Origin of the sequence: Acidovorax sp. ST3, from assembly GCF_003231145.1 — a bacterium.
Taxonomy (GTDB): Bacteria; Pseudomonadota; Gammaproteobacteria; order Burkholderiales; family Burkholderiaceae_C; genus Acidovorax.
Window position 1 is genome coordinate 344225 of the sequence record NZ_QKVP01000005.1, and the last position, 22374, is coordinate 366598.

Annotated in this window: 18 protein-coding genes and 3 tRNA genes; 13 read left to right on the forward strand and 8 right to left on the reverse strand. The window is 64.9% G+C overall.

Features of this window, described 5'->3' with window-relative positions; genetic code table 11:
* Positions 1 to 57: 57 nt before the first annotated feature.
* The 3 genes from efp to DNK89_RS17790 all read right to left on the reverse strand — a co-directional run bounded on the left by efp (position 58) and on the right by DNK89_RS17790 (position 2800).
* Positions 58 to 612 (reverse strand): elongation factor P, encoded by a 555-nt coding sequence (gene efp / locus DNK89_RS17780; RefSeq protein WP_015014732.1) that lies wholly within the window; start codon positions 610 to 612, stop codon positions 58 to 60.
* 140 nt (positions 613 to 752) lie between these two features.
* On the reverse strand, positions 753 to 1895 hold the full coding sequence (gene earP, locus DNK89_RS17785; RefSeq protein ID WP_110961331.1) for an elongation factor P maturation arginine rhamnosyltransferase EarP: 1143 nt from the start codon (positions 1893 to 1895) through the stop codon (positions 753 to 755).
* A gap of 2 nt (positions 1896 to 1897) precedes the next feature.
* The gene (locus DNK89_RS17790) at positions 1898 to 2800 is read right to left on the reverse strand and encodes a LysR family transcriptional regulator (RefSeq protein WP_110961172.1); all 903 of its coding nucleotides are present in this window, start codon (positions 2798 to 2800) and stop codon (positions 1898 to 1900) included.
* Positions 2801 to 2949: 149 nt separating this feature from the next.
* On the opposite strand from DNK89_RS17790, the gene DNK89_RS17795 reads away from it, so the two are divergent.
* The 12 genes from DNK89_RS17795 to DNK89_RS17850 all read left to right on the forward strand — a co-directional run bounded on the left by DNK89_RS17795 (position 2950) and on the right by DNK89_RS17850 (position 14268).
* Entirely contained in the window at positions 2950 to 4155 is a 1206-nt protein-coding gene (locus DNK89_RS17795; protein WP_110961173.1) for a CaiB/BaiF CoA-transferase family protein, read from the forward strand.
* Positions 4152 to 5132: a hydroxymethylglutaryl-CoA lyase gene (locus DNK89_RS17800; RefSeq protein ID WP_110961174.1), complete on the forward strand. Its 981-nt coding sequence runs from the start codon at positions 4152 to 4154 to the stop codon at positions 5130 to 5132. The genes DNK89_RS17795 and DNK89_RS17800 overlap by 4 nt, the downstream gene beginning before the upstream one ends.
* A 44-nt stretch (positions 5133 to 5176) precedes the next feature.
* The gene (locus DNK89_RS17805) at positions 5177 to 6154 is read left to right on the forward strand and encodes a tripartite tricarboxylate transporter substrate binding protein (RefSeq protein WP_110961175.1); all 978 of its coding nucleotides are present in this window, start codon (positions 5177 to 5179) and stop codon (positions 6152 to 6154) included.
* Positions 6155 to 6232: 78 nt separating this feature from the next.
* Positions 6233 to 7213 (forward strand): tripartite tricarboxylate transporter substrate binding protein, encoded by a 981-nt coding sequence (locus tag DNK89_RS17810; protein ID WP_015014724.1) that lies wholly within the window; start codon positions 6233 to 6235, stop codon positions 7211 to 7213.
* A gap of 114 nt (positions 7214 to 7327) precedes the next feature.
* Positions 7328 to 9325, forward strand: coding sequence for an excinuclease ABC subunit UvrC (uvrC, locus tag DNK89_RS17815; RefSeq protein WP_110961332.1), 1998 nt, complete (start codon positions 7328 to 7330; stop codon positions 9323 to 9325).
* A gap of 43 nt (positions 9326 to 9368) precedes the next feature.
* Positions 9369 to 9935, forward strand: a complete 567-nt coding sequence (gene pgsA, locus DNK89_RS17820) for a CDP-diacylglycerol--glycerol-3-phosphate 3-phosphatidyltransferase (protein WP_015014722.1) — start codon at positions 9369 to 9371, stop codon at positions 9933 to 9935.
* Between the two features lie 70 nt (positions 9936 to 10005).
* A complete protein-coding gene (locus DNK89_RS17825; RefSeq protein ID WP_110961176.1) occupies positions 10006 to 11100 on the forward strand; it encodes a tartrate dehydrogenase in 1095 nt (364 codons plus the stop codon).
* A 301-nt stretch (positions 11101 to 11401) separates the two neighbouring features.
* Positions 11402 to 11674, forward strand: coding sequence for an HU family DNA-binding protein (locus DNK89_RS17830; RefSeq protein WP_008906675.1), 273 nt, complete (start codon positions 11402 to 11404; stop codon positions 11672 to 11674).
* A gap of 15 nt (positions 11675 to 11689) precedes the next feature.
* A tRNA-Val gene (locus DNK89_RS17835) sits at positions 11690 to 11765 on the forward strand.
* A gap of 60 nt (positions 11766 to 11825) precedes the next feature.
* Positions 11826 to 13754: a SurA N-terminal domain-containing protein gene (locus tag DNK89_RS17840; RefSeq protein WP_110961177.1), complete on the forward strand. Its 1929-nt coding sequence runs from the start codon at positions 11826 to 11828 to the stop codon at positions 13752 to 13754.
* Positions 13755 to 13803: 49 nt separating this feature from the next.
* A tRNA-His gene (locus DNK89_RS17845) sits at positions 13804 to 13879 on the forward strand.
* Positions 13880 to 14064: 185 nt separating this feature from the next.
* A complete protein-coding gene (locus tag DNK89_RS17850) occupies positions 14065 to 14268 on the forward strand; it encodes a hypothetical protein (RefSeq protein WP_056064167.1) in 204 nt (67 codons plus the stop codon).
* Between the two features lie 136 nt (positions 14269 to 14404).
* Here the strand turns inward: DNK89_RS17850 and DNK89_RS17855 are convergent.
* Positions 14405 to 14481 (reverse strand) — tRNA-Arg (locus tag DNK89_RS17855).
* A gap of 189 nt (positions 14482 to 14670) precedes the next feature.
* On the opposite strand from DNK89_RS17855, the gene ybaL reads away from it, so the two are divergent.
* Positions 14671 to 16410: a YbaL family putative K(+) efflux transporter gene (gene ybaL, locus DNK89_RS17860; RefSeq protein WP_110961178.1), complete on the forward strand. Its 1740-nt coding sequence runs from the start codon at positions 14671 to 14673 to the stop codon at positions 16408 to 16410.
* A 190-nt stretch (positions 16411 to 16600) separates the two neighbouring features.
* Here the strand turns inward: ybaL and DNK89_RS17865 are convergent, their stop codons facing one another.
* From DNK89_RS17865 to DNK89_RS17880, 4 genes are all read right to left on the reverse strand, one after another.
* On the reverse strand, positions 16601 to 18475 hold the full coding sequence (locus tag DNK89_RS17865) for a M14 family metallopeptidase (protein WP_110961179.1): 1875 nt from the start codon (positions 18473 to 18475) through the stop codon (positions 16601 to 16603).
* Between the two features lie 138 nt (positions 18476 to 18613).
* A complete protein-coding gene (locus DNK89_RS17870; protein WP_110961180.1) occupies positions 18614 to 19702 on the reverse strand; it encodes an endonuclease/exonuclease/phosphatase family protein in 1089 nt (362 codons plus the stop codon).
* Positions 19703 to 19747: 45 nt separating this feature from the next.
* Positions 19748 to 20230, reverse strand: a complete 483-nt coding sequence (locus tag DNK89_RS17875) for a nucleoside-diphosphate sugar epimerase (RefSeq protein ID WP_370220933.1) — start codon at positions 20228 to 20230, stop codon at positions 19748 to 19750.
* A gap of 142 nt (positions 20231 to 20372) precedes the next feature.
* Positions 20373 to 22160: a DEAD/DEAH box helicase gene (locus DNK89_RS17880; RefSeq protein WP_110961182.1), complete on the reverse strand. Its 1788-nt coding sequence runs from the start codon at positions 22158 to 22160 to the stop codon at positions 20373 to 20375.
* Positions 22161 to 22374 lie beyond the last annotated feature (214 nt).

A 22374-nucleotide genomic window follows, 5' to 3' on the forward strand; every position in this document is an offset into this window, starting at 1 on the left:
ACCCATAAAAAAGGCTTCCCGAGGGAAGCCTTTTTTGTGGCTGGGGCAGAAGGAGCCTCAGACGCGCTTGCGGTATTCGCCGGTACGCGTGTCGATTTCGATCTTGTCGCCCTGGTTCACGAACAGGGGCACGGCCACTTCGAAGCCGGTAGCGATCTTGGCGGGCTTGAGCACCTTGCCGGACGTGTCGCCCTTGACGGCAGGTTCCGTCCAGGTGATTTCACGTTCGATGCTGGTAGGCAGTTCCACGGAGATGGCCTTGCCGTCGTAGAACACCACTTCCAGGGCCATGCCGTCTTCCAGGTAGTTCAGCGAGTCGCCCATGTTTTCGGCTTCCACTTCGTACTGGTTGTACTCGGTGTCCATGCACACGTACATGGGGTCGGCGAAGTAGGAGTAGGTGCACTCCTTCTTGTCCAGGATCACGTTGTCGATCTTGTCGTCGGCCTTGAACACGACTTCGGTGCCGAAGTTGCCGATCAGGCTCTTGAGCTTCATGCGCACGGTGGCTGCACCGCGGCCGCCGCGGGCGTATTCGGTCTTCAGGACCACCATGGGGTCCTTGCCGTGCATGATGACGTTGCCGGCGCGGATTTCTTGAGCGATTTTCATAGCAAGTTGCTTGGGTTGGGGCCGCTCAACGCGCGGGCTGGCAAACCGCCTGGTTTGCGCGCCGGTGCATGTTCTGCGGCGAAAGTGCGCAGGGCGTGGGCACTGACATGCCGCGCCTGATTTGCGCAAAGCCTCGGATTTTACCGTTTTTCGGCGACAAAGCCCAAAAGTTGCGCCACAAGGTTGTCCTGCGTCAGCAGGCGCACACGGGCTGCGCGGGTGCAGGCGGTCCACTCGGCCAGGGTGTCGTCATCGGGCCATTGCAGGGGCGCGGCGTCCAGCCCGTTCCAGGTGGCATGGAATCGCCGCAGCGACTCTGGTGCCTGCAGCCAGTCCAGAAACGCCCAGAGCTTGTCGTGGTGGGCGTTGTCGTGCTGCGGATAGATGTGCCACACAAAGGCCTGGCCCGCCCACAGTGCGCGCACCAGGGAGTCCTCGCCCCGCACGGCGTTGAAGTCGCAGGCCCACAGCATCTCGTCAAACGCTGGCTGGGGCCGGTGGGGCAGGTAAGACAAGGACAGCTGCCCTCGCTGTTCATGCTGGAGTGGTGCCGTCGCGCTGTTCACGGGTTCGGCCAAGGCAGCCCGCACTGCGGCGGCCGGGCGGCCGGGCGTGACCAATAGCTGGGTGGGCCGCTGCGCGCACTGCTGCAGCAGGTCGGCCAGCGCGGCAGGCTCGTAACAGAACAGCGACACCCAGCGCGTGCCCGACGCTTCGTCCCCCGCCCCGAACAGCGCCCGGTGCTCTGCACGCCAGGCGCTGCGGTCAAACGCCTCACGCTGTTCCATCAAATGGGGCTCGCGCAGCAGGCCGCCGGTGCCGGTGGTAAAGCCGGGGTAGAAAAACCAGCGCGTCCACCCCGACGCCGGGCCCGACAGGATGGGCGAAGGCAAGCGGTGGGTGCGCTCCACGTAAGCCTCTGCAGACAGGTACTCTAGGTTGATCCAGACCGGTTTGGGACGTTTTTTCCCAGAAGCGCTAGTAGAAATTGCGCTATACGCTATGAATTCAGGAGCGATATCGCAGCCGAACGCCTCCACCATCACGTCGGGGGGCGGCTCGTGCGGGCCCGGCGGAGGCGCGCCCCATGGGCGTACTTCCACGCCAGGGCTTCTTGCAGGGGCCATCCATTCCAGCGCCGAGGCGTCGTCTACCCACAAGCGCACGCGGTGCCCCAGGCCCACCAGCTGCGCCACCAGGCGCCAGCACACGCCAATGTCGCCAAAGTTGTCGATCACGCGGCAGAACACATCCCATTGCAGGGCAGGGAGGGGGCGGGGCATGGTCATGAGGCGGAATTCGGTGGTTGCGCGCGCAGGTGGTCCACCAGCAGCCGCGCCACGCTGGAGAGGGATTCTTCCGAGCGCACGCACAGCACCAGCTGCCGGTGCGCCCAGGGCTCGTTCAGCGTGACCACGCGGATGGGCTGCGAGCCCTTGTACAGCGCGGCGCTGCCACGCGGCATCACGCCCACGCCCAGGCCGGCGGCCACCATCAGGCACAGCGCGTCGTAGCTGGTGACCTGCATGCGCAGGCGCAGCGGCAAGCCGGCTTCGGAGGCCGCGCGGGTCAGCTGGTTGTTGATGGCGCTGCCCGGGTGTGCGCCCACAAAGTCGTAGGGCAGGGCGTCGGCCAGGCGGGCCGACTTGCGCCGTGCCAGCGCATGGCCCGTGGGCACCACCAGCACCAGCTCGTCGGTGCGGTAGGGCAGTTGCACCACGCGGTCGCCGTACTGGCCCTGGTTGAGGATGCCCACATCAGCCGCGTTCTCGGCCACCGACTGGGCGATGGCCGTGCTGATCTGCTCCTGCAGCCGCACGTCCACCTGCGGATGTAGCGCCATGAAACTCTGCAACTGCGCGGGCAAAAACTGGGTAATGGCCGAGATGTTGGCCACCACCCGCACATGGCCGCGCACGCCCGCGCCGTAGTCGCGCATTTGGCTGGCAATGCCGTCCAGATCGTTGAGCACACCACGCGCCAGGTTCAGCAGCGCATAGGCGGCAGCCGTGGGCTCGGTGCCCTTGTTGCTGCGGGTGAACAGCGCCACACGCAGCGCGTCTTCCAGGTCGGCCAGGCGACGGCTCACGGCCGATGCGGCGATGTGCTCGCGCGCGGCGGCGGCGGCGATGGTGCTTTCTTCCATCACGGCCACAAACAGGCGCAGGGAGACGGGGTCGAGTTTCATGGGGGCCTGATGGTAACAAGCGCAGCCACTGCCATGCCGGTTTGCGATGGCATCTTGTTGCTTGAGCGATTTACGGCCCCGCGGGCCCTGCGCATCATTCGCCCCGAGCCACCCCGGCATGGGGCTGGCCGCAGGAGACAACCCCACCCATGGATTCCATTGCTTCCCCCGCCGCACTGCAAGGCGTGCGCGTCATCGAAATGGGCCAGCTCATTGCCGGGCCGTTCTGCGGCAAGACGCTGGGCGAGTTTGGCGCCGACGTGATCAAAATCGAAGCGCCCGAGACCGGCGACCCCCTGCGCAACTGGCGCCTGATCAAGGAAGGCACCTCCGTCTGGTGGCAAGTGCAGTCGCGCAACAAGCGCTCGGTGGCGCTGGACCTGCGCCAGAAGGAAGGCCAGGACATTGCCCGCCAGCTGATTGCCGAGGCCGATGTGCTGGTCGAGAACTTCCGCCCCGGCACGCTCGAAGGCTGGGGCATGTCGCCCGAAGAACTGCACGCGCTCAACCCCGGCCTCGTGATGCTGCGCATCTCCGGCTACGGCCAGACGGGGCCCTATCGCGATCTGCCCGGTTTTGGCGCCATCGGCGAGGCCATGGGCGGCCTGCGGCACCTGACGGGCGAGCCCGGCCGCGTGCCCGTGCGGGTGGGCGTGTCGATTGGCGACACGCTGGCGGCGCTGCACGGCACCATCGGCGTGCTCACGGCGCTGTACCACCGCAAGGTCAACGGCGGCAAAGGCCAGGTGATTGATGTGGCGCTGCACGAGGCGGTGTTCAACGTGATGGAAAGCCTGATCCCCGAATACAGCGCCTTTGGCGCCGTGCGCGAGGCGGCGGGCAGTGCGCTGCCAGGCATTGCCCCCAGCAATGCCTACCCTTGCCAAGACGGCTGGGTGCTGGTGGCGGGCAATGGCGACAGCATTTTCAAGCGCCTGATGGACGCAATTGGCAGGCCCGATCTGGGCGCCGCACCCGATCTGGCCAACAACACCGGCCGCGTCGCGCGTGTGGAGGAAATCGACGCGGCGATTGGCGCCTGGAGCGTGCAGCGCACCGTGCAGCAGGTGCTGGACGCGTTGGGCGCTGCCCGCGTGCCTGCAGGCAAGGTCTACACCGCCAAGGACATTGCCGAAGACCCGCACTACCGCGCCCGCGACATGCTGCTGACCCAGCAGACGCGTGACGGCTACAGCGTGGAAGTGCCGGGCATCGTGCCCAAACTCTCGGCCACGCCGGGCACCATCCGCAGCAGCGCGCCGCACCTGGGCGATGACACCGATGCGGTGCTGGCAGAAATGGGGCTCACTGCCGAGCAGATTGCGTTGCTGCGCAGCAAAGGAGTCGTGCAATGAACGCACCCAGCACCGTTTGGCAAGGCGCAAACCGTCGCATCCACATTCAGGAGGTAGGGCTGCGCGACGGCCTGCAAATGGAAAAGGCCTTCGTGCCCACCGAAGACAAGATTGCGCTGTGCAATGCGCTGTCTGCAGCCGGGCTGTCCAAGATCGAGGTGACTTCGTTCACATCGCCTACCGCCATCCCCGCGCTGAAAGACGCCGAGATGGTGATGCGCGAGATCACGCGCCGCCCTGGCACGGTCTACACCGCGCTGGTGCCCAACCTGCGCGGGGCCGAGCGCGCCATCGAGTCGCGCACGGACGAACTGAATCTGGTCATGTCCGTCAGCGCCACCCACAACCTGGCCAATCTGCGCATGACGCAGGAACAGTCGTTCGCTGCGCTGGCGCAGGTGGTGGCCCTGGCGCAGGGCGCCAACGTGGCGGTGAATGTGTCGCTGTCGTGCGTGTTCGGTTGTCCCATGGAAGGGGATGTGGCACAGGCCGATGTGTTTGGCTGGGTGCAGCGTTTTGTGGATCTGGGCGTGCGCGGCATCACGCTGTGCGACACCACCGGCATGGCCTACCCCACGCAGGTGCACCAGCTCACGGCGGCAGCCCGCGCGCGCTGGCCGGGGGTGGAGTTCACCCTGCATTTCCACAACACGCGCGGCATGGGCCTGGCCAATGTGCTGGCGGCCATCGACGCGGGTGCTGACCGGTTTGATGCGTCGCTGGGTGGCCTGGGCGGTTGCCCCTATGCGCCGGGCGCCAGCGGCAATGTGTGCAGCGAAGAGATCGTGCATGCGCTGGCGCTGATGGGCTATGACACGGGCGTGGACTTGGCCCGGCTGGTGGCCGCTGCGCAGCAATTGCCTGCGTTCATTGGCCACGACATTCCGAGCCAGATCGCCAAGGCGGGCCCGCGTTTGACGCTGCACCCGGTGCCTGCCGATTTCGACGCCATCCGCGAAAGAGCGCTGTCCCGCTGAACGCGGGCACGCCTGCATTCCCCATCACAACAGGAGACAAAACCATGACCTTCCCCACTCTGTCGCGCCGCCTCTTCACCGCTGCTGTGTTGTGCTCTGCCGCCTTTGCGGCAGACGCGCAGGACAAATACCCCTCCAAACCCATCACCGTGGTCGTGCCCCAGGCCGCAGGCGGTGCTAACGACGCCATTGCGCGTGTGGTGGCGCAAAAGCTGGGTGAGCAACTGGGCCAGAGCGTGATCGTGGAGAACCGCCCTGGCGCGGGCGGCACGCTGGCGACCGGCGCCACGGCCCGAGCTCGCAACGACGGCTATACGCTGCTGCTCACGGCTGACAGCGCCCACGTGATTGGTCCCGCGCTCTACAAGAACCCCGGCTTTGATCCCGTGAAGGACTTTGCCCCCGTGGCACCCGTGGCGACTGCGGGCTATGTGCTGGTGGCACACCCATCCTTCCCCGCCAATACCGTGGCCGAAATGGTGGCCTTGGCCAAGGCCAACCCCGGCAAGTATTCGATTGCCTCGGCGGGCAATGGCACGCTGAACCATCTGATTGGCGAAATGCTGCAAAAGGCCGCAGGCATCCAGCTGCAGCATATTCCCTACAAGGGCTCCGCTGCTGCAGCCACCGACGTGGTGGGCGGGCAGGTGCCGCTGTCGGTGCAAAGCCTCCCGTCGGCCATTGCGTTCATCAAGGCGGGCAAGCTCAAGGTGCTGGGCGTGGTCAATGAAAAGCGCGTGGCCGCGCTGCCCGATGCCCCCACGATTGGCGAAACCATCAAGGGCTTTGGCCAGGCGCCCTGGTACGCGCTCTTTGCCCCGGCGGGCACGCCCGCGCCCATCGTCGCGCAACTGCAGGCCGAGGTGGCGCGCGCGCTGGAGCACAAGGATGTGGTCGAGAAACTGGCCACCGTGGGTTGTGAGCCCTTCAAGGGAACTGCAGCGCAACTGGCGGCGCTGGTGCAGTCCGACCTGCCCAAGTGGAGCCGCGTGGTCAAGGACACGGGTGCCACGGTCGATTGACCGCGCATTTTTCTGGGCACCCAACGGTTCCTCGCTTTTCAGATTTTTGACAACAACGACAACGGAGACATCGCTTTCATGAAAACCACCCGCAAGCAGTTCACCACCCTGGCCCTCGCCGCATTGGCCACAGGCTTTATCGGCCACGCAGCGGCGCAGGGCGCTTATCCTTCGAAAAACGTCACCCTGGTGGTGCCCACCGCCGCCGGCGGCACCACCGACCTGTCGGCCCGCATGCTGGCGCAGGCCCTGGCGCCGGTGCTGGGCCAGTCGGTCATCGCAGACAACAAGGGCGGGGGCAACGGCAACATTGCGGCCAGCGCCGTCAAGCGGGCCGAGGCCGATGGCTACACGCTGCTGATGCAGTACTCGGGCTACCACGTCATCTCGCCCCATATCACCAAACAAAAGCAGTGGGAGCAGAGCGACTTCCAGCCCGTGGCCAATGTGATCTCGGCCCCGCAGATCATTGTGGTGCGGGCCGACCTGCCGGTGAAGACGCTGCCCGAGCTGATCGCCTACGCCAAGGCCAACCCCGGCAAGCTCAACTACGCCTCGTCGGGCAATGGCTCGCTGCAACACGTCACGGGTGCCATGCTGGAGCAGCAGGGCGGCATCAAGATGGTCCACGTGCCCTACAAGGGCACGGGCCCTGCGCTGCAGGACCTGCTGGGCGGCCAGGTGGACCTGACCTTTGGGACAGCGCCGCCCTTCATGCCCCACATCGCCAGCGGCAAGCTGCGCGTGCTGGCCGTGACGGGCAAGCAGCGCCTGCCCAGCCTGCCCGATGTGCCGACCACGGCCGAAGCGGGCTACCCCAAGGTCGATGCCACCTCGTGGTTTGCGGTGTTTGCCCCGGCGGCCGTACCCAAGGCCGTGGTGGACAAGCTCACGGCCGATATCCGCACCGTGGTGCAGAACCCAGCCTTCCAGCAGAAGGCGCAAGAGCAGGGCGCCACGGCCGACTACCAGACCCCGGCACAACTGGGCGATAAGGTGAAGGCCGATCTGGCCAACTGGGCGCAGGTGGTGAAGACCTCGAAGATCGAGGCGGAGTGATCGGGGTGCAGAGGTTTTGATCAAAATGGCTTCTAGCGCTTGTTAGATAAGCGCTGGCAGCTATTTATTTGATAGTGAATGGGCAAGGCCGTGCCCGAGGCCACAATACGCGCCATGTCCCATTCCGAAGAACTCCTGGCGCAGGTGGCTGCGCTGCCCGCGCTGCCGGGCGTGTACCGCTATTTCGACGCGCAGGATGCGCTGCTGTACGTGGGCAAGGCGCTCAACCTCAAGCGCCGGGTGTCCAGCTATTTCCAGAAGAACCATGGTGGCACCCGCATCGGCCACATGGTCAGCAAGATCGTGCGCATGGAGACCACCGTGGTGCGCTCCGAGGCCGAGGCGCTGCTGCTGGAAAACAACCTCATCAAGACGTTGAACCCCAAGTTCAACATCCTGTTCCGCGACGACAAGAGCTACCCCTATCTCAAGATCACCGGCACGCCGGGCGCCCACACGCGGGGCGATGCGCCGGGGCAGGTGTTTCCGCGCATGGCGTACTACCGGGGCGCGGTCGATAAAAAGCACCGCTACTTCGGCCCGTACCCCAGCGCCTGGGCCGTCAAGGAAACCATCCAGCTGCTGCAAAAGGTCTTCCGGCTGCGCACCTGCGAAGACACCGTGTTTGCCAACCGCACGCGGCCCTGCCTGCTGTACCAGATCAAGCGCTGCACCGGGCCCTGTGTGGACCTGATTTCGCCGGAGGCCTATGCCGCCGACGTGCAGCATGCTGAGGCGCTGCTGCGCGGCGAAACGCAGGAGCTGCTGCAGGCGCTGGAGGTGCGCATGATGGCGCACTCTGACAAGCTCGAATTCGAGCAGGCGGCCGAGGTGCGCAATCAGATCCAGGCGCTGTCGCGCGTGCTGCACCAGCAGTCCATCGAGACGGTGGATGACAAGGATGTGGACATCCTGGCGGTGCGCGTGCAAGGTGGCCGCGCCTGCGTGAACCTGGCCATGGTGCGCGGTGGCCGCCACCTGGGCGACCGGCCGTACTTTCCGGTGCACGTCGAGGACGCTGCGGCGGTGTTCGAAGAAGAGGGTGGGGACGGTGCGGATGAAACGGTGGCCACCCCGTCTCGCCCGGTTCGCCCCGTGGAGGCCCTGGTACTCGAAGCCTTCATTGCCCAGCACTACATTGGCGTGCCCGTGCCACCGTTGCTGGTGACCAGTGTGCCGGTGGACAAGGCCTTGCTGGACGCGCTGACCGAACAAAGTGGCTTGCGCGTGAACGCTATCCACCAGCCACGCGAACAGCGCCGCGCGTGGCTGGACATGGCGCAGAAAAACGCCGACCTGCAACTGGCCCGCCTGCTGGCCGAGGAGGGCTCGCAGCAGGCCCGCACCCGCGCGCTGGCCGAGGCGCTCGATCTGCCCCCCGAAGACCTGGACCAGCTCACCATCGAGTGTTTCGACATCTCGCACACGGCAGGCGAATCCACCCAGGCATCGTGTGTGGTGTTTCACCACCACAAGATGCAGAGCAGCGAGTACCGCCGCTACAAGATCGAGGGCATCACCGGCGGCGATGACTACGCCGCCATGCGCCAGGTGCTCACACGCCGCTACAGCAAGGTGGTGGAGGCGCAGCGTGAGGAGGGGGGCATTGACTTTGCCGCACCCGACGCGGAAGCTGGGGCGCCCACCCGCAAAGGGGCTGCGCGTCTGCCCGACCTGGTGCTCATCGACGGTGGCAAGGGCCAGGTGGGCGTGGCGCGCGAGGTGTTCACTGCGCTGGGGCTCGACCTGACCCGCATCGTGGGCGTGGAGAAGGGCGAAGGCCGCAAGGTGGGGCTGGAAGAACTGGTCTTTGCCGATGGGCGTGAGAAGGTCTACCTGGGCAAGGACTCGGCCGCGCTCATGCTGGTGGCCCAGATCCGCGACGAGGCGCACCGCTTTGCCATCACCGGCATGCGCGCTGCGCGCGCCAAGGTGCGTGTGGGCGGTGGGCAGCTCGAAGAAATTGCGGGCGTCGGCCCCAAGAAGCGCGCGCGGCTGCTGCAGCGGTTTGGCGGGGTGCGCGGCGTGGCAGCGGCCAGTGTCGAGGACCTGGCGACCGTCGATGGCATCTCGCGCGAGTTGGCAGAAGAAATTTACAAGGCCCTGAGATAGGCACCGCACCGTTCCACGGCCGCGCCGTGACACAATCGCCGCCATGTTCTGGACTATCCCCACCTTGATGACCTGGACGCGCATCGTCGCGATACCTTTGATCGTGGGGGTGTTCTACGCGCCGCTGGAGCCCGCCACGCGCAACCTCATCGCGACGGTGATGTTCATCGTGTTTGCCGCCACGGACTGGCTGGACGGCTACCTGGCCCGCAAGCTCAACCAGACCTCGTCGTTTGGCGCGTTCCTGGACCCGGTGGCCGACAAGTTTTTGGTCTGTGCATCGCTGCTGGTGCTGGTGCATCTGCAACGTGCCGATGTGTTCGTGGCGCTCATCATCATCGGCCGTGAGATTGCGATCTCGGCCCTGCGCGAATGGATGGCGCAGATCGGCGCGAGCAAGAGCGTGGCCGTGCACATGATCGGCAAGGTGAAGACCACGGTGCAGATGCTGGCCATCCCCTTCCTGCTGTACGACGGGCGCCTGTTCGGCGTGATCGACACGGGCGTGTGGGGTACCTGGCTCATCTGGGCTTCGGCGGTGCTCACGGTCTGGTCGATGGTGTACTACCTGCAGAAGGCGTTGCCCGAGATCCGTGCGCGCGTCAAATAATTTTCAAGTCTTTGAGGCCTGAGGCGCTTGTTAGAAAAGCGCAGGCAGCTATATTTTCAGGAGCATCTGAATGGCGAAGCATCGCATTGCAGTCATTGCCGGTGATGGCATTGGCAAAGAGGTCATGCCAGAGGGGCTGCGTGTGCTGGACGAGGCTGCGCGCAAATTTGGCATCGACCTGCACTTCGACCACTTCGACTTTTCGAGCTGGGACTACTACGAAAAGCACGGCAAGATGCTGCCCGACAACTGGAAGGACCAGATCGGCGGCCACGAGGCCATCTACTTCGGCGCCGTGGGATGGCCCGAGAAGATCGCCGACCACGTCTCGCTCTGGGGTTCGCTGCTGCTATTCCGCCGCGAGTTCGACCAATACATCAACCTGCGCCCCGCGCGCCTCATGCCCGGCGTGATCGCCCCCGTGGTGCGCCGCGACGGCAGCCCGCGCCTGCCCGGCGAGATCGACATGCTGATCGTGCGTGAGAACACCGAGGGCGAATACTCCAGCATCGGCGGCCGCATGTACGAAGGCACGCCGCGCGAGATCGTGATGCAGGAGACGGTGATGTCGCGCCACGGCGTGGACCGCGTGGTCAAGTTCGCGTTTGAACTGGCCCAGTCGCGCCCCAAGAAGCACCTGACCAGCGCCACCAAGTCCAACGGCATCGCCATCACCATGCCCTACTGGGACGAGCGCGTGGCCGAGATGGCCAAGGCCTATCCCGATGTGAAGGTGGACAAGTTCCACATCGACATCCTCACGGCCCACTTCGTGCAGCGCCCCGACTTCTTTGATGTGGTGGTGGCCAGCAACCTGTTTGGCGACATCCTTTCCGACCTGGGACCGGCCTGCACAGGCACCATCGGCATCGCGCCCAGCGCCAACCTCAACCCCACACGCACCATGCCGTCGCTGTTCGAGCCCGTGCACGGCTCGGCGCCTGACATCGCAGGCAAGGGCATCGCCAACCCCATCGGGCAGATCTGGTGCGGCGCCATGATGTTGGACTTCCTGGGGTACTGCGCTGCGCACGACGCTGTGCGGGCCGCGATTGAGGCCGTTTTGCAACCCGGTAGTGGTGCTCCTCGCACCCCTGATCTGGGCGGCACGGGCAGCACGCAGGATGTGGGCAAAGCCATCGCGCAGGCGCTCGCAGCCCGTTGAGTACGGCTGGCTGCGGGGTGTCAATACGGAATGCTGCCCATACGGCGTGTTTGAGACAAAAACGCCCGCCAAGCCCTGTCGCAGCGTGAAATACGACTAGAATTCAAAACATCGCTGACGCAAAACAGCGTGTTGTATTGACACTCTGAAACTCGATGGCTTTAATCTGATGCAGCAGCCACTGCTGTGTATGCCAGTCATTCCCCCGCTTGTTCTCCACCAGCCCCCGGCTGTGCTTGCAAGCGTGTGAAGACCAGATATCCGCGAGACATTCCGTTAACTCTTTTCCGAGAGGCTTCTTGTGAACAAAACCGAATTGATTGAGCACATCGCTACCAACGCCGACATCTCCAAGGCCGCTGCTGCGCGTGCCCTGGAATCCACGATCGAGGCCGTCAAGAAGACTCTCAAGAAGGGCGGTACCGTGTCGCTCGTCGGTTTCGGTACTTTCGCCGTGGGCAAGCGTGCTGCCCGCACCGGTCGCAATCCCCGCACTGGCGCTACGATTAAAATCAAAGCTGCTAAAGTTCCAAAGTTCCGTCCTGGCAAGGCATTGAAAGACGCCTTGAACTGAGGATCAGTTTAGGTAGGGTCCTTAGCTCAGTTGGTAGAGCGGCTCCTTTACACGGAGTAGGTCGGCGGTTCGAGACCGTCAGGACCCACCACCACCGAACAAAGGCGAACGCAAGTTCGCCTTTTGTTTTTTGTCTTCTGAAAGATCGACCATGTTTGAATCCATCCGCAAGCACTCCAAGATCGTGATGATCTTCTTGTTCTTGCTGATCATTCCTTCGTTTGTGCTGGTAGGCATCGACCGCAACTATTTCTCTGAAAAGAGTCCCGTAGTGGCCCGTGTCGATGGCAACAACATCAACCAGACGGACTGGGACAATGCCCATCGCATGGAGACCGACCGCATTCGTGCCCAGTCTCCCTCGGTCGATCCCAAGTTGCTGGACTCTCCCAGTGCCCGCTATGCCACGCTGGAGCGCTTGGTGCGTGACCGAGTGCTGGCAGCTGCGGCGCAAAAGATGCACCTTGTGACCAGCGATGCCCGTCTGGCCCGCAGCCTGCAGGAAATCCCTGCGATTGCAGGGCTCAAGCGCCCGGACGGCACGCTCGATGCTGACGCCTACCGCGCCCTGGTGGCCGCGCAAGGCCTGACACCCGAAGGGTTTGAAGCTAATGTGCGCCGCGACATCTCGGTGAACCAGGTGATGGGTGGTGTGATGAGCACTGCATTTGGTACCGATGCCCAGGTCAAGCTCGCGCTCGACGCTTTGTACGAGCGCCGCGAGATCCAGGTTGCGCGCTTCAATGCCACCGACTTCGCCAGCAAGGTCACCCCCACGGATGCGGACCTGGAGGCTTACTACAAAGCCCATCCTGCCCAGTTCCAGCAACTGGAACAGGCAGCCATCGAGTACGTGGTGCTCGATCTCGACAGCGTGCGTGCTTCCATCACCCTGGGTGAAGACGACCTGCGCACCTACTACAAAGAGAACGTGGCTCGCATGACGGCGAAGGAAGAGCGCCGAGCCAGCCACGTTCTGGTGAATGCTCCCAAGGATGCATCCGCTGCAGACCGCGAGAAGGCCAAGGCCCGTGCTACCGAGTTGCTCGCCCAGGTTCGCAAGGCGCCAGGCACCTTTGCCGAAGTCGCGAAGAAGTCCTCTGACGACAAGGGCTCTGCCACTGCGGGCGGCGACCTGAATTTCTTTGCCCGGGGTGCCATGGTCAAGCCCTTCGAAGAGGCTGCTTTTGCGCTGAAGAAAGGCGAAATCAGCGACCTGGTGGAGACCGAGTTTGGGTACCACATCATCCAGCTCACCGATATCAAGACACCTCGTCAGCCCACGTTTGAAGAACTGCGCCCCACCATGGAGGCAGAGCTCAAACAGCAGCAGGCGCAGCGCAAGTTTGCCGAGGTGGCAGAAGCCTTCACCAACGGTGTGTATGAGCAGGCGGACAGCCTCCAGCCCGTGGCGGACAAGCTCAAGCTGAAGATCCAGACGGCCAAGGGCGTGACCCGGACCCCTGCCGCAGGTGCCAAGGGCCCGCTGGCCAATGCCAAGTTCCTCGAAGCGCTTTTCGCCACCGACTCGCTGCAGAACAAGCGCAACACCGAGGCGGTGGAAGTGGGCCCCAGCCAGATGGCTGCTGGCCGTGTGACCGCGTACACCCCTGCGCTGACGCTGCCGTATGACGAAGTGAAGGCCCGTGTCCGCACCTTGTATGTGGCTGAGAAATCTGCCGAACTCGCACGCAAGGAAGGCGAGGCCAAGCTTGCCGCATGGAAGGCCGCACCGTCTTCTGCCACTGGCCTGGCTGCAGCGACCGAGGTCTCTCGTGAACAAACCCAGAACCTGCCGCGCGCCCTCATCGACGCCGCGCTGCGAGCCCCCGCCGAGACACTTCCCGGCTGGACGGGCGTGGATTTGGGGACTGCCGGTTACGCCGTGGTCAAGGTCAACCGCGTGGTGCCACGCCAGGCGCCGGACGCGCAGCGTGCGCAGCAGGAGCGCCAACAATACGTGCAGTGGTTGGCCACGGCCGAAGGGCTGGCTTACTATGAATTGCTCAAGCAGCGCTTCAAGGTGCAGATCAAGGCGCCGCGCCCTGAGGCTGTGACGGCAGTCACAGCAGAAAATTAAGCAATTTGATGTCCGGGGGCAAAATCCCGGGCTATAATACAAAGCTACGGTGGCTGTAGCTCAGTTGGTAGAGTCCAGGATTGTGATTCCTGTTGTCGTGGGTTCGAGCCCCATCAGCCACCCCAAAACAGCAAAGCGCTGCAACAGAAATGTTGCAGCGCTTTTTGCTTTGGGGCTCAGGTTGTTGTCGTGCGCTTATCTATTTGCAGCCTCGCGGACTAAATAGGTTTTCTCCATCAATAACCCAGCCTTCAGCGCACCACAGTCCCGCACGGCGCATACTGCGTGCTTAACCTTTCGGGAGTTTCTGATGAGCCTTGTGATTCGCGACGCGTCGCCCAGTGAAAAACGCGGCAACGCCATGTCTGCGGCCTTGGCCAAAGAGCAACTTCAATACGCGGTGCAGATCGTGCGCGACGTGTTGCCGCAGAGCGCTGGCGATGCGGCATTGATTGGTGCCGTGGTGCAGGCCATTGCCATGAATTACGCTGCTGTGCCGCAGCCCAATCGTTAGGGTTGGGGCTGTACGCGACGAGGTGCTTGATCCACATCCGTCATCCAGCGGACGCGGGCATTGCCCGGCCGTTCCACGCTCGTCAGAACGGCTTGATTGGTACGCAAGAGAGCTTGAAAGCTGCCAGCCAAGAGGCTGGCCTGCCCGGAGGGACTCGAACCCCCGACCTATAGCTTAGAAGGCTATTGCTCTATCCAGTTGAGCTACGGGCAGATGGATGTGGTCGGTTGTGTGGCCGACCGGCTTGCGGAGTGTCCGCAACTGCTTGGCGCAGGGCGCTAATCATACCCGCCCTGACCGGTGCTCCTGGCGCTGCCGCCGGGGCGATTTTGCTGCCGGGACGGTGATGCGGTTATAACCGGGTCATCCCCCCGTTTTGCCTGCCCTCTGGAGCATTTGCCCATGCCACACAGCGTCACGCTGATCCACACCATTGCTGCCGCCTTGGGCTTAGCGCTGGTGCTGGGCTTTCTGGCCGCCCGTTTGCGGCTGCCAGCCCTGGTGGGGTATTTGCTGGCGGGGGTGGCCATCGGCCCGTTCACTCCTGGTTTTGTTGCCGATGCAGCCTTGGCCAGCCAGTTGGCGGAGATCGGCGTGATGCTGCTGATGTTTGGCGTAGGGCTGCATTTTTCTTGGGGCGACCTTCTGGCGGTGCGCAAGATTGCCGTGCCGGGCGCCGTGGTGCAGATGATGGTGGCGACGTCGCTCGGTATGGCATTGGCCCTGTGGTGGGGCTGGGGCATGGGGGGGGCTCTGGTGTTTGGTTTGGCGCTGTCGGTGGCCAGCACGGTGGTGCTGCTGCGTGCGCTGGAGACGCTGGGGATTCTGGACAGCTACACCGGACGCATTGCGGTGGGGTGGCTGGTGGTGGAGGACCTGGCCATGGTGCTGGTGCTGGTGCTGCTACCACCGCTGGGGGGGTGGCTGGGAGGCGGCACCGGGGCCGACCTGGATGCCGCGCAGCTCTGGCGCACGCTGGGGTGGACGCTGCTGCAGGTGGGCGGGTTTGTGGCGCTGATGCTATTGGTGGGGCGCAGGTTGTTTCCTTGGCTGTTATGGCAGGTGGCACGCACCGGGTCGCGTGAACTGTTCACGCTGTGTGTGGTGGCCGCGGCGGTGGGCATTGCGTTCGGCTCGGCAGCACTGTTTGGCGTGTCATTTGCGCTTGGGGCCTTCTTTGCAGGCATGGTGATGCGGGAGTCAGAGTTCAGCCACCGTGCTGCGCACGAATCACTGCCGCTGCGCGATGCATTTGCCGTGCTTTTTTTCGTGTCCGTCGGCATGCTGTTCAACCCGGCGGTCTTGTGGGAGCGTCCGCTGCAGGTGCTGGCGGTGGTTGCCATCATCATGCTGGGCAAGACCGTGGCCGCAGCGGGTCTGGTGCTGGCGTTCCGTTATCCGCTCAACACGGCGCTCACTGTGTCGGCCAGTCTGGCGCAGATCGGGGAGTTCTCATTCATTCTGGTCGCACTGGGATCTTCATTGGGCCTGCTGCCGCCGGAGGGGGCCAGTCTGGTGCTGGCGGGCGCCTTGTTCTCCATGGCGCTCAACCCGTTGTTGTTCCGTGCCATTGCACCGTTGCAAGACTGGCTGCGTGCCCGGTCCGCGTGGGCCAGACGGCTGGAGCAGCGTGATGATCCCCTGGCCGAGTTACCCACGACCACCGATTCACGCTATCTCGCGCGGCAGGTTGTGCTGGTTGGTTACGGCCGGGTGGGGCGGCGCGTGGCGGCGACTCTGGCGGCCAACGATATTCCGTTTGTGGTGGCCGAGCAGAACCGGGAACTGGTGGAGGCCTTGCGTGCCGATGGCGTGGCCGCAGTGTTTGGCGACGCGGTGGAGCCCGCAGTGCTGATCCAGGCGCACATCGCGCGGGCCGCGATGCTGGTGGTGGCCACCCCCGACGCATTGCAGGTGCGCCAGATGATCGAGACCGCGCAGACTTTGAACCCGGGTGTGGACATTGTGGTGCGCAGCCACAATGAGGACGAGGCCCAGCGGCTGGTGCAGGAATGCAGCCACGCCCAGGTGTTCCTTGCAGAAGATGCCTTGGCGCAGGCCATGACCCGCCACGTGCTGGAGCGTGCCCGGGAGCGTCAGTCCCGCGCCACGCGACCTGCGCCACTGCACGGACCGGCATGATATGAGCCAAATCTGCCGGTTGCGCTAGAAGAATATGCCTAAGCAGCTATTTGATTGATAGCAAATTGATGGCGGCACTCAAGGGGGCAGCGTAGCTTCCGGACGGCGTCTTCACGGAGTGCCCCATCTACCCCCGCCTGGGTGACAAGCCCCGGCATCACGCCGCCAGAGGCCTGCCTCACGGCGAGGGTCAATCCGTTTCTTCAAACACCAGAGAGGGCACAGCCATCACGCGTGCGCTCTGGCCCAGCTCCTGGATCAGATGGTTGGCAAAGTAGCTGTTTTGCGTGTCGGGCTCCAGCGCAGCCACGGCCAGGTTCGCACGCGGCTGATTCAGCGGCACATAGAAGCTGCCAGCGGGCGCGTCGATGGCGCTGCGCAGTGTGGACACCTGCACGCGAACGATGTCGCCGCTGCCAGCAATGGTGCCGATCACGTCCTGGCGGTTGCCGGCTTCGCGCGTGGTTTCGCGGTAGCTCTCGGCCAGCACGGAGCCAGGCTCTGCCACCCGCATGACCTGGATGCCCAGTTGGCGCAGACGTTCCACGGCCGCACTGGCGTCCGCCGACAGCCAGTAGCCGCAGGGCCGTGCACGCACCTTGGTGTTGCGCAGCGTCAGCGATGAGTTCCAGTCCACACGAATACTGCGGTCTGCGCCGGTCTCGGGGTCCAGAAAATCCAGGTCGCGCTGGGTGGGTGTGGCCTCGGCCTCGATGACCACCTGGTCACGGCAGGCCAGGGCACTCACGTCGCGGGCCACGAACGAGCGCACCTGCTCCAGGTTGGCGGCGCGTTCTGCGGTGGTGCGCAGGGCGCTGGTGATGGCGGTGACCTGCGCATGCACGCGGCGCTGGATGTGCATGCGGCCAATGCCCACACCCCGGGTCTCGATCAGCAGGCTGACCGTGTTTTTCAGGCCGTGGACGTTGCGCCCCGTGTCGGGCTGGGTGCCGCCCATGGAGATGCGCTTGTCCTGCAGGTTGGTCGAGGTGGTGTAGTACCAGTCACTCGTCAGGCCCTGGGCCTTGAGGGCGGCCACCATGGGCTGGTGAAACCACTCCTGCGACGCCTTGGTGAGGAACTCGGGGTAGTTGGCGGTGGTGGTGTATTGCAGCAGCGCGTCGTAGCGCTGGATGGCGTTGAACTTCTGCAGATAGCGGCCCACCACGGTGTATTCGTGGGCGTCCACGACGAGGATGGGGCGGTAGTCGTTGATGACCTGCGCCAAGGCGCGGGCTTCGGGGGTATTGAGCAACAGGTGGTCGCGGTTCATGTCCACGCCGTTGGCAGTAACGCGCGTGCCCACCTCGGCGCCATCCGGGTTGGCGCGGGGCACCACCACCACGTTGATGCGGTCCAGCAGCGGTTCAAGCAGGCCCTGGGCCAGCTCGCGGCTGATGACCAACAGGGCTTCACTGCCGGCGGGTTCGTCGCCATGCTGCTGCCCAATCAGTACGACGGTGGGGCGGCCGCTCTTGTCCAGGCTGGCAGGGTCTGTGCCGGCGGCACGGGTGACCAGCAGGCCCTGTATGGGCTCGCCGCGCTGCGAGGTGCCGATCTGCAGCAGCTGGGTGCGCGTGCCGCTACGGGGCGCACTGTCGCTCAGGCTGCGCAGCCATTGGCCCACCTCGGCATTGGTCGTGAAGGCCCTGCGGTCGGCCCCCAGACCGGGGGTGCTGTAGACCACTGACGGGTTGGGGAACCGCGCGGCCACTGCATCGCCATAGGGCGGCGCCATGGGCGCTTCGTCGCGCACCAGAAGCGGTGCGGATTGGGGCAGGGGGCTGGCCACCACGGCGGCGCGCGGTGGCGGCACCTGCGCGGGTGTCTGTTGTCCCAGCGGCGCGGGGACCACGGTGCCTTGCTGGACGCGCGGCAGGGGCGCAGGGGCGCTGCGCTGCTGGGCCGTTGGCGTGGAGGGCCAGGGCGGCAGCGGGGTGCTGCCGCAGGCTGTCAGCAGCAGCGCTGCCAGCGTGGCCGGAGCGGCCCAGCGCGTGATCCGTGGTTCAGGGCGTGAAAGCGGGGTGGCATCGGCGCGGCCGCGCTGGAATGTGTGCTGGGTCATGGTGTGGGCTGCCAGAGAGAGCCCCGAATCTGGGGCGAGTAGGGCGCTTTGTACGTGGATGTTACCTGCGCGCACCCGACTCTCCTTGTCAGCGTACATCCCGTTGCAAACGCATGGCGGCTTGGGCTGTCGCGGTGATCAGCGAGGGATGTTGCTGGGTGCAGTGGCGTCAGTGGGCGAAGGGGATGCGCTCTGGATCGGAGGCGAACTGGGCAGCTTCAGCCGCAACAGGGCGCGCACAAAGCCGTGGTCCGAGCGCGTGCGGTCGCGCCCTTCATGCAGGTGGTCATTGAAATAATCCACCCGGCGCACATCACCCACGCTATTGCGCCCGTTGGGCAGGAACTCCTCGCTGACAAGGATCTGATCCAGCACATAGGGGGCACCCTGGTGGATGTGGGAGTAGGCCACGTCCTTTTTCAAAGCGAAATCTCCTTGCAGGTCGTACGCATTGAACAGTGCCACATCGCGGGCCGTCCGGTCGTAGGCAATGTCGGTGGTGGCGCAGATCAGCTGCGTGGTAACGCTGTCGGGGGTGTCATTGAAGTCGCCCAGGACCACCAGGGGCACGCTGGTGCGGTGCAGCAGGTCGATCACCAGGCAACGCAGGGCCATGGCCTCGGCGCCACGCATGATCAGTGAGCGCAGTGAGGCCAGTGCGACCACCTTGCGGTCGTCCCGGTCCTCGGTGGGCTGGCCCAGGGCATCCTGCAGAAACTTGGGGCGCTTCGATTTGAGGTGGGCGGTGAGGACGTTGAGGGTCTGGCCATGCTTCATCCGCAAGGTGGCCACAAGGGGCGGACGCTCAAAGCGCGTGTGTTGGCCAATGCCGGGCACGTCCACCTGAAAACCCGGGGGGAAGTCGGCGAAGGACTGCACAGCCTCGACCTTGAGTCGGGTGGCCAGGCCCACCCGAGGTGTGCCCTGCGCACCTTGCTGGGTGTCGTTGTTCTCGGCTCCAGGTACGGCGACGAAGTCGTAGCGCATGCCGCCCCGCCCCAGTGCTCCCTTGAAAGCCGCATCGTCCCAGACCTCCTGCACGGCCAGCACGTCGGCGTTCAGTGCCCGAAAGCGCTCCCCCAGCCAAGTGATCTTGCGCTCAAACTCGGTCTGGCTGTACGGGTCCTGGTTCTCGTAGAACAGGCGACCCGGGTTGGCCAGGTTGAGCACATTGCAGGTGGCCACCATCAGGGTGTCCAGCGGTTGGGGGAATTCGGTGGGGCGCATGGAGGGCGGGCAGCGTCGTTGTGGTCACAGGGCTGCAGCCGCCTGTCAGCGAGGCTGCAGCGCACGGCCGGACAGCACTTGCAGGCCGGGCCGGCCCGACTGTACGGCATGGACCAGCGCCCGGGCCACATCGGCGCCCGGGCGGGCGCGGTAGTTGGCGGGCAGGAGGGGGTTCAGCCACTGAAACAGCTTGAGTGACAGCGATTCGGCGGGCCTGTGGGCCTGCTGCAGCGCCCGGCGCTCGCCCATGAGCAGGGAGGGGCGCGCGATGACCAATGTCTCGAAACCCAGCTGCTGCAGGTCGCGCTCTACCTCGCCTTTGACGCGGTTGTAAAAAATGCGCGACTGCGCGTTGGCACCCATGGCGGTGACAACTCCGCAACGGGTCGCGCCGGCCGCACGCGCAGCGCGGGCCGTGGCCATCACGGCGTCATAGTCCACCGCGCGGAACGCGCTTTGGCTGCCTGCTGCAGCCATGGTGGTGCCCAGGGTGATGTAGACGTCATCCGCTGGCGGCAAAGCAGGCATCGCCGCAAAATCCACCGCATGCAGTTGCAGGCGGGGATGGGCGAGCGCGGGGGCTCGCCGCCCCTTGGCATGCAGCACATGAACTGTGGTGCCCGAGGTCTCGGGCGCGCCCGCTGCGGGGGCGGAAGGCGCCTTGCGTGACTCAGCGGTTAAAAGAGCCGCGAGGACCGCCTGGCCCACGAGACCCGTTGCCCCGGCCACCACCGCCACCCGCGCCCGATCCGCCGCCATAGCCACCACCTCCAGAGTTGCGATACCCACCGCCACCACCACGGCGACCGCGTTCAGCCATGCTGTCCACGCTGGTGCGCATGGGGTCGGGCTGACCGCCCGCACCATGGCCCGAGCTGCGATGGCCTGGGTTGCTGTGACCCAGGTGGGTGCCCAGGTGCGCATTGGCGCGGGGGGGTTGTGCGTCATCGTAGCGATGGCCGCCACCGCCCTCTGGGCGTGGGCCCCGGCTGCGTGCTGGTGCCTGGGATGCGCCGTCACGCGGGCCGCCGCGACCACCGCCTTGTCCGCCACGGCCGCCGCCGGCCGGGCCCTGGGCGTTGCGGGGCGCGCCGCCGCCGGAGCGGCCACCGCCGCCATTGCCAGCACGAGGGCCGCGCTCGCCGCCGCCACCCTGGCCGCCGCCTTGGCTGGCCTTGTTGGTGCGGATGCGTTCCATCATTTCGGTACGGGCGGCCTTGGCGGCAGCCTGCATCACGTCGCGGCTCGGGGGCTTGCCTGCGCCGCCCCAGATGGTCTGGCGGCCCATGGCAATGGGCTCGGCCTTTTCGCCGGGTTCGGGCCCAAAACCTTCAATGACTTGCACGGGGATCTGCTGCTTGGTGAAGCGCTCGATGTCCATCATGAAGCCTTCTTCGTCCATGCAGACCAGGCTCACGGCCTCGCCGGTAGCGCCAGCACGGCCCGTGCGGCCAATGCGGTGCACGTAGTCTTCAGGGACGTTGGGGATTTCGTAGTTGACGACGTGCGGCAGGTCATCGATATCGATGCCGCGCGCAGCGATATCGGTGGCCACCAGGGCGCGGATCTCGCCGCTCTTGAAGCCTGCCAAGGCCTGCGTGCGGGCGCTCTGGCTCTTGTTGCCGTGCAGTGCCATCGCCTGCACACCGTTCTTGGTCAGGAACTCGGCCACGTTGTTGGCGCCGAACTTGGTGCGCGTGAACACCAGCACCTGGCTCCAGTTGTGTTGCTGGATGATGTGCAGCAGCACCTGCTTTTTCTTGCCGCGGCCCACGGGGTGAATCACCTGCGAGATGCGCTGCACCGTGGTGTTGCGCGGGGTGACCTGAATGCTCTGGGGGTTCTTGAGCAGGGTGTTGGCCAACTCGCGGATCTCATCGCTGAAAGTGGCCGAGAACAGCAGACTTTGCTTGTCCTTGGGCACCAGGGCCAACACCTTCTTCACATCGTGGATGAAACCCATGTCCAGCATGCGGTCGGCTTCGTCCAGCACCAGCACTTCTACCGTGGACAGGTCCAGAAAGCCCTGTTGCTGCAGGTCCAGCAGCCGGCCGGGGGTGGCCACCAGGATGTCCACGCCACGCTTGATGCGGTCGATCTGCGGGTTCATGCCCACGCCGCCGAAGACCACCGTGGAGTTGATGTCCAGGTACTTGCCGTATTCGCGCACAGATTCTTCGACCTGGGCGGCGAGTTCGCGGGTGGGCGTCAGCACCAGGGCGCGGATGCCCTTGCCGCCAAACTTGTTCTTGGGTGCAGTGCCTTGCGAGAGGCGGTGCAGCATGGGCAGGGTGAACGCGGCGGTCTTGCCGGTGCCAGTCTGCGCGCCGGCCAGAAGGTCGTGGCCTTCCAGAACAGCGGGAATGGCCTGGGCCTGAATGGGCGTGGGGGTTTCATAGCCCGTTTCGTGCACGGCCTTCAGGATGGCAGGAGCCAGGTTCAGTTCGTCAAATGTCATGTCATTGGATGCGCCCGTCCGGGGCGCTGGGTATCCGCCTGTCGTGCAACCGGGAGGTTGCCGAGCCAGTCTCAGGCTGATGAGGTTCAGGATTGGGAGCCCGGAAGCGTGGCTTCCTTCGTCCCCAGCAGTGTGCTGATGTGGCGGGCAACTGGAGCCCACAACGGGGGTATTGTCGCATGGACCGATAATCCAAGGTTTGAGAGCGCGTTCG

Excerpts from the sequence above, each read along its gene's own strand:
- efp (WP_015014732.1), bottom strand. The coding sequence starts at position 612 with ATGAAAATCGCTCAAGAAATCCGCGCCGGCAACGTCATCATGCACGGC.
- earP (WP_110961331.1), bottom strand. The coding sequence starts at position 1,895 with ATGCCCCGCCCCCTCCCTGCCCTGCAATGGGATGTGTTCTGCCGCGTG.
- DNK89_RS17790 (WP_110961172.1), bottom strand. The coding sequence starts at position 2,800 with ATGAAACTCGACCCCGTCTCCCTGCGCCTGTTTGTGGCCGTGATGGAA.
- DNK89_RS17795 (WP_110961173.1), top strand. The coding sequence starts at position 2,950 with ATGGATTCCATTGCTTCCCCCGCCGCACTGCAAGGCGTGCGCGTCATC.
- DNK89_RS17800 (WP_110961174.1), top strand. The coding sequence starts at position 4,152 with ATGAACGCACCCAGCACCGTTTGGCAAGGCGCAAACCGTCGCATCCAC.
- DNK89_RS17805 (WP_110961175.1), top strand. The coding sequence starts at position 5,177 with ATGACCTTCCCCACTCTGTCGCGCCGCCTCTTCACCGCTGCTGTGTTG.
- DNK89_RS17810 (WP_015014724.1), top strand. The coding sequence starts at position 6,233 with ATGAAAACCACCCGCAAGCAGTTCACCACCCTGGCCCTCGCCGCATTG.
- uvrC (WP_110961332.1), top strand. The coding sequence starts at position 7,328 with ATGTCCCATTCCGAAGAACTCCTGGCGCAGGTGGCTGCGCTGCCCGCG.
- pgsA (WP_015014722.1), top strand. The coding sequence starts at position 9,369 with ATGTTCTGGACTATCCCCACCTTGATGACCTGGACGCGCATCGTCGCG.
- DNK89_RS17825 (WP_110961176.1), top strand. The coding sequence starts at position 10,006 with ATGGCGAAGCATCGCATTGCAGTCATTGCCGGTGATGGCATTGGCAAA.
- DNK89_RS17840 (WP_110961177.1), top strand. The coding sequence starts at position 11,826 with ATGTTTGAATCCATCCGCAAGCACTCCAAGATCGTGATGATCTTCTTG.
- DNK89_RS17850 (WP_056064167.1), top strand. The coding sequence starts at position 14,065 with ATGAGCCTTGTGATTCGCGACGCGTCGCCCAGTGAAAAACGCGGCAAC.
- ybaL (WP_110961178.1), top strand. The coding sequence starts at position 14,671 with ATGCCACACAGCGTCACGCTGATCCACACCATTGCTGCCGCCTTGGGC.
- DNK89_RS17865 (WP_110961179.1), bottom strand. The coding sequence starts at position 18,475 with ATGACCCAGCACACATTCCAGCGCGGCCGCGCCGATGCCACCCCGCTT.
- DNK89_RS17870 (WP_110961180.1), bottom strand. The coding sequence starts at position 19,702 with ATGCGCCCCACCGAATTCCCCCAACCGCTGGACACCCTGATGGTGGCC.
- DNK89_RS17875 (WP_370220933.1), bottom strand. The coding sequence starts at position 20,230 with ATGCCTGCTTTGCCGCCAGCGGATGACGTCTACATCACCCTGGGCACC.
- DNK89_RS17880 (WP_110961182.1), bottom strand. The coding sequence starts at position 22,160 with ATGACATTTGACGAACTGAACCTGGCTCCTGCCATCCTGAAGGCCGTG.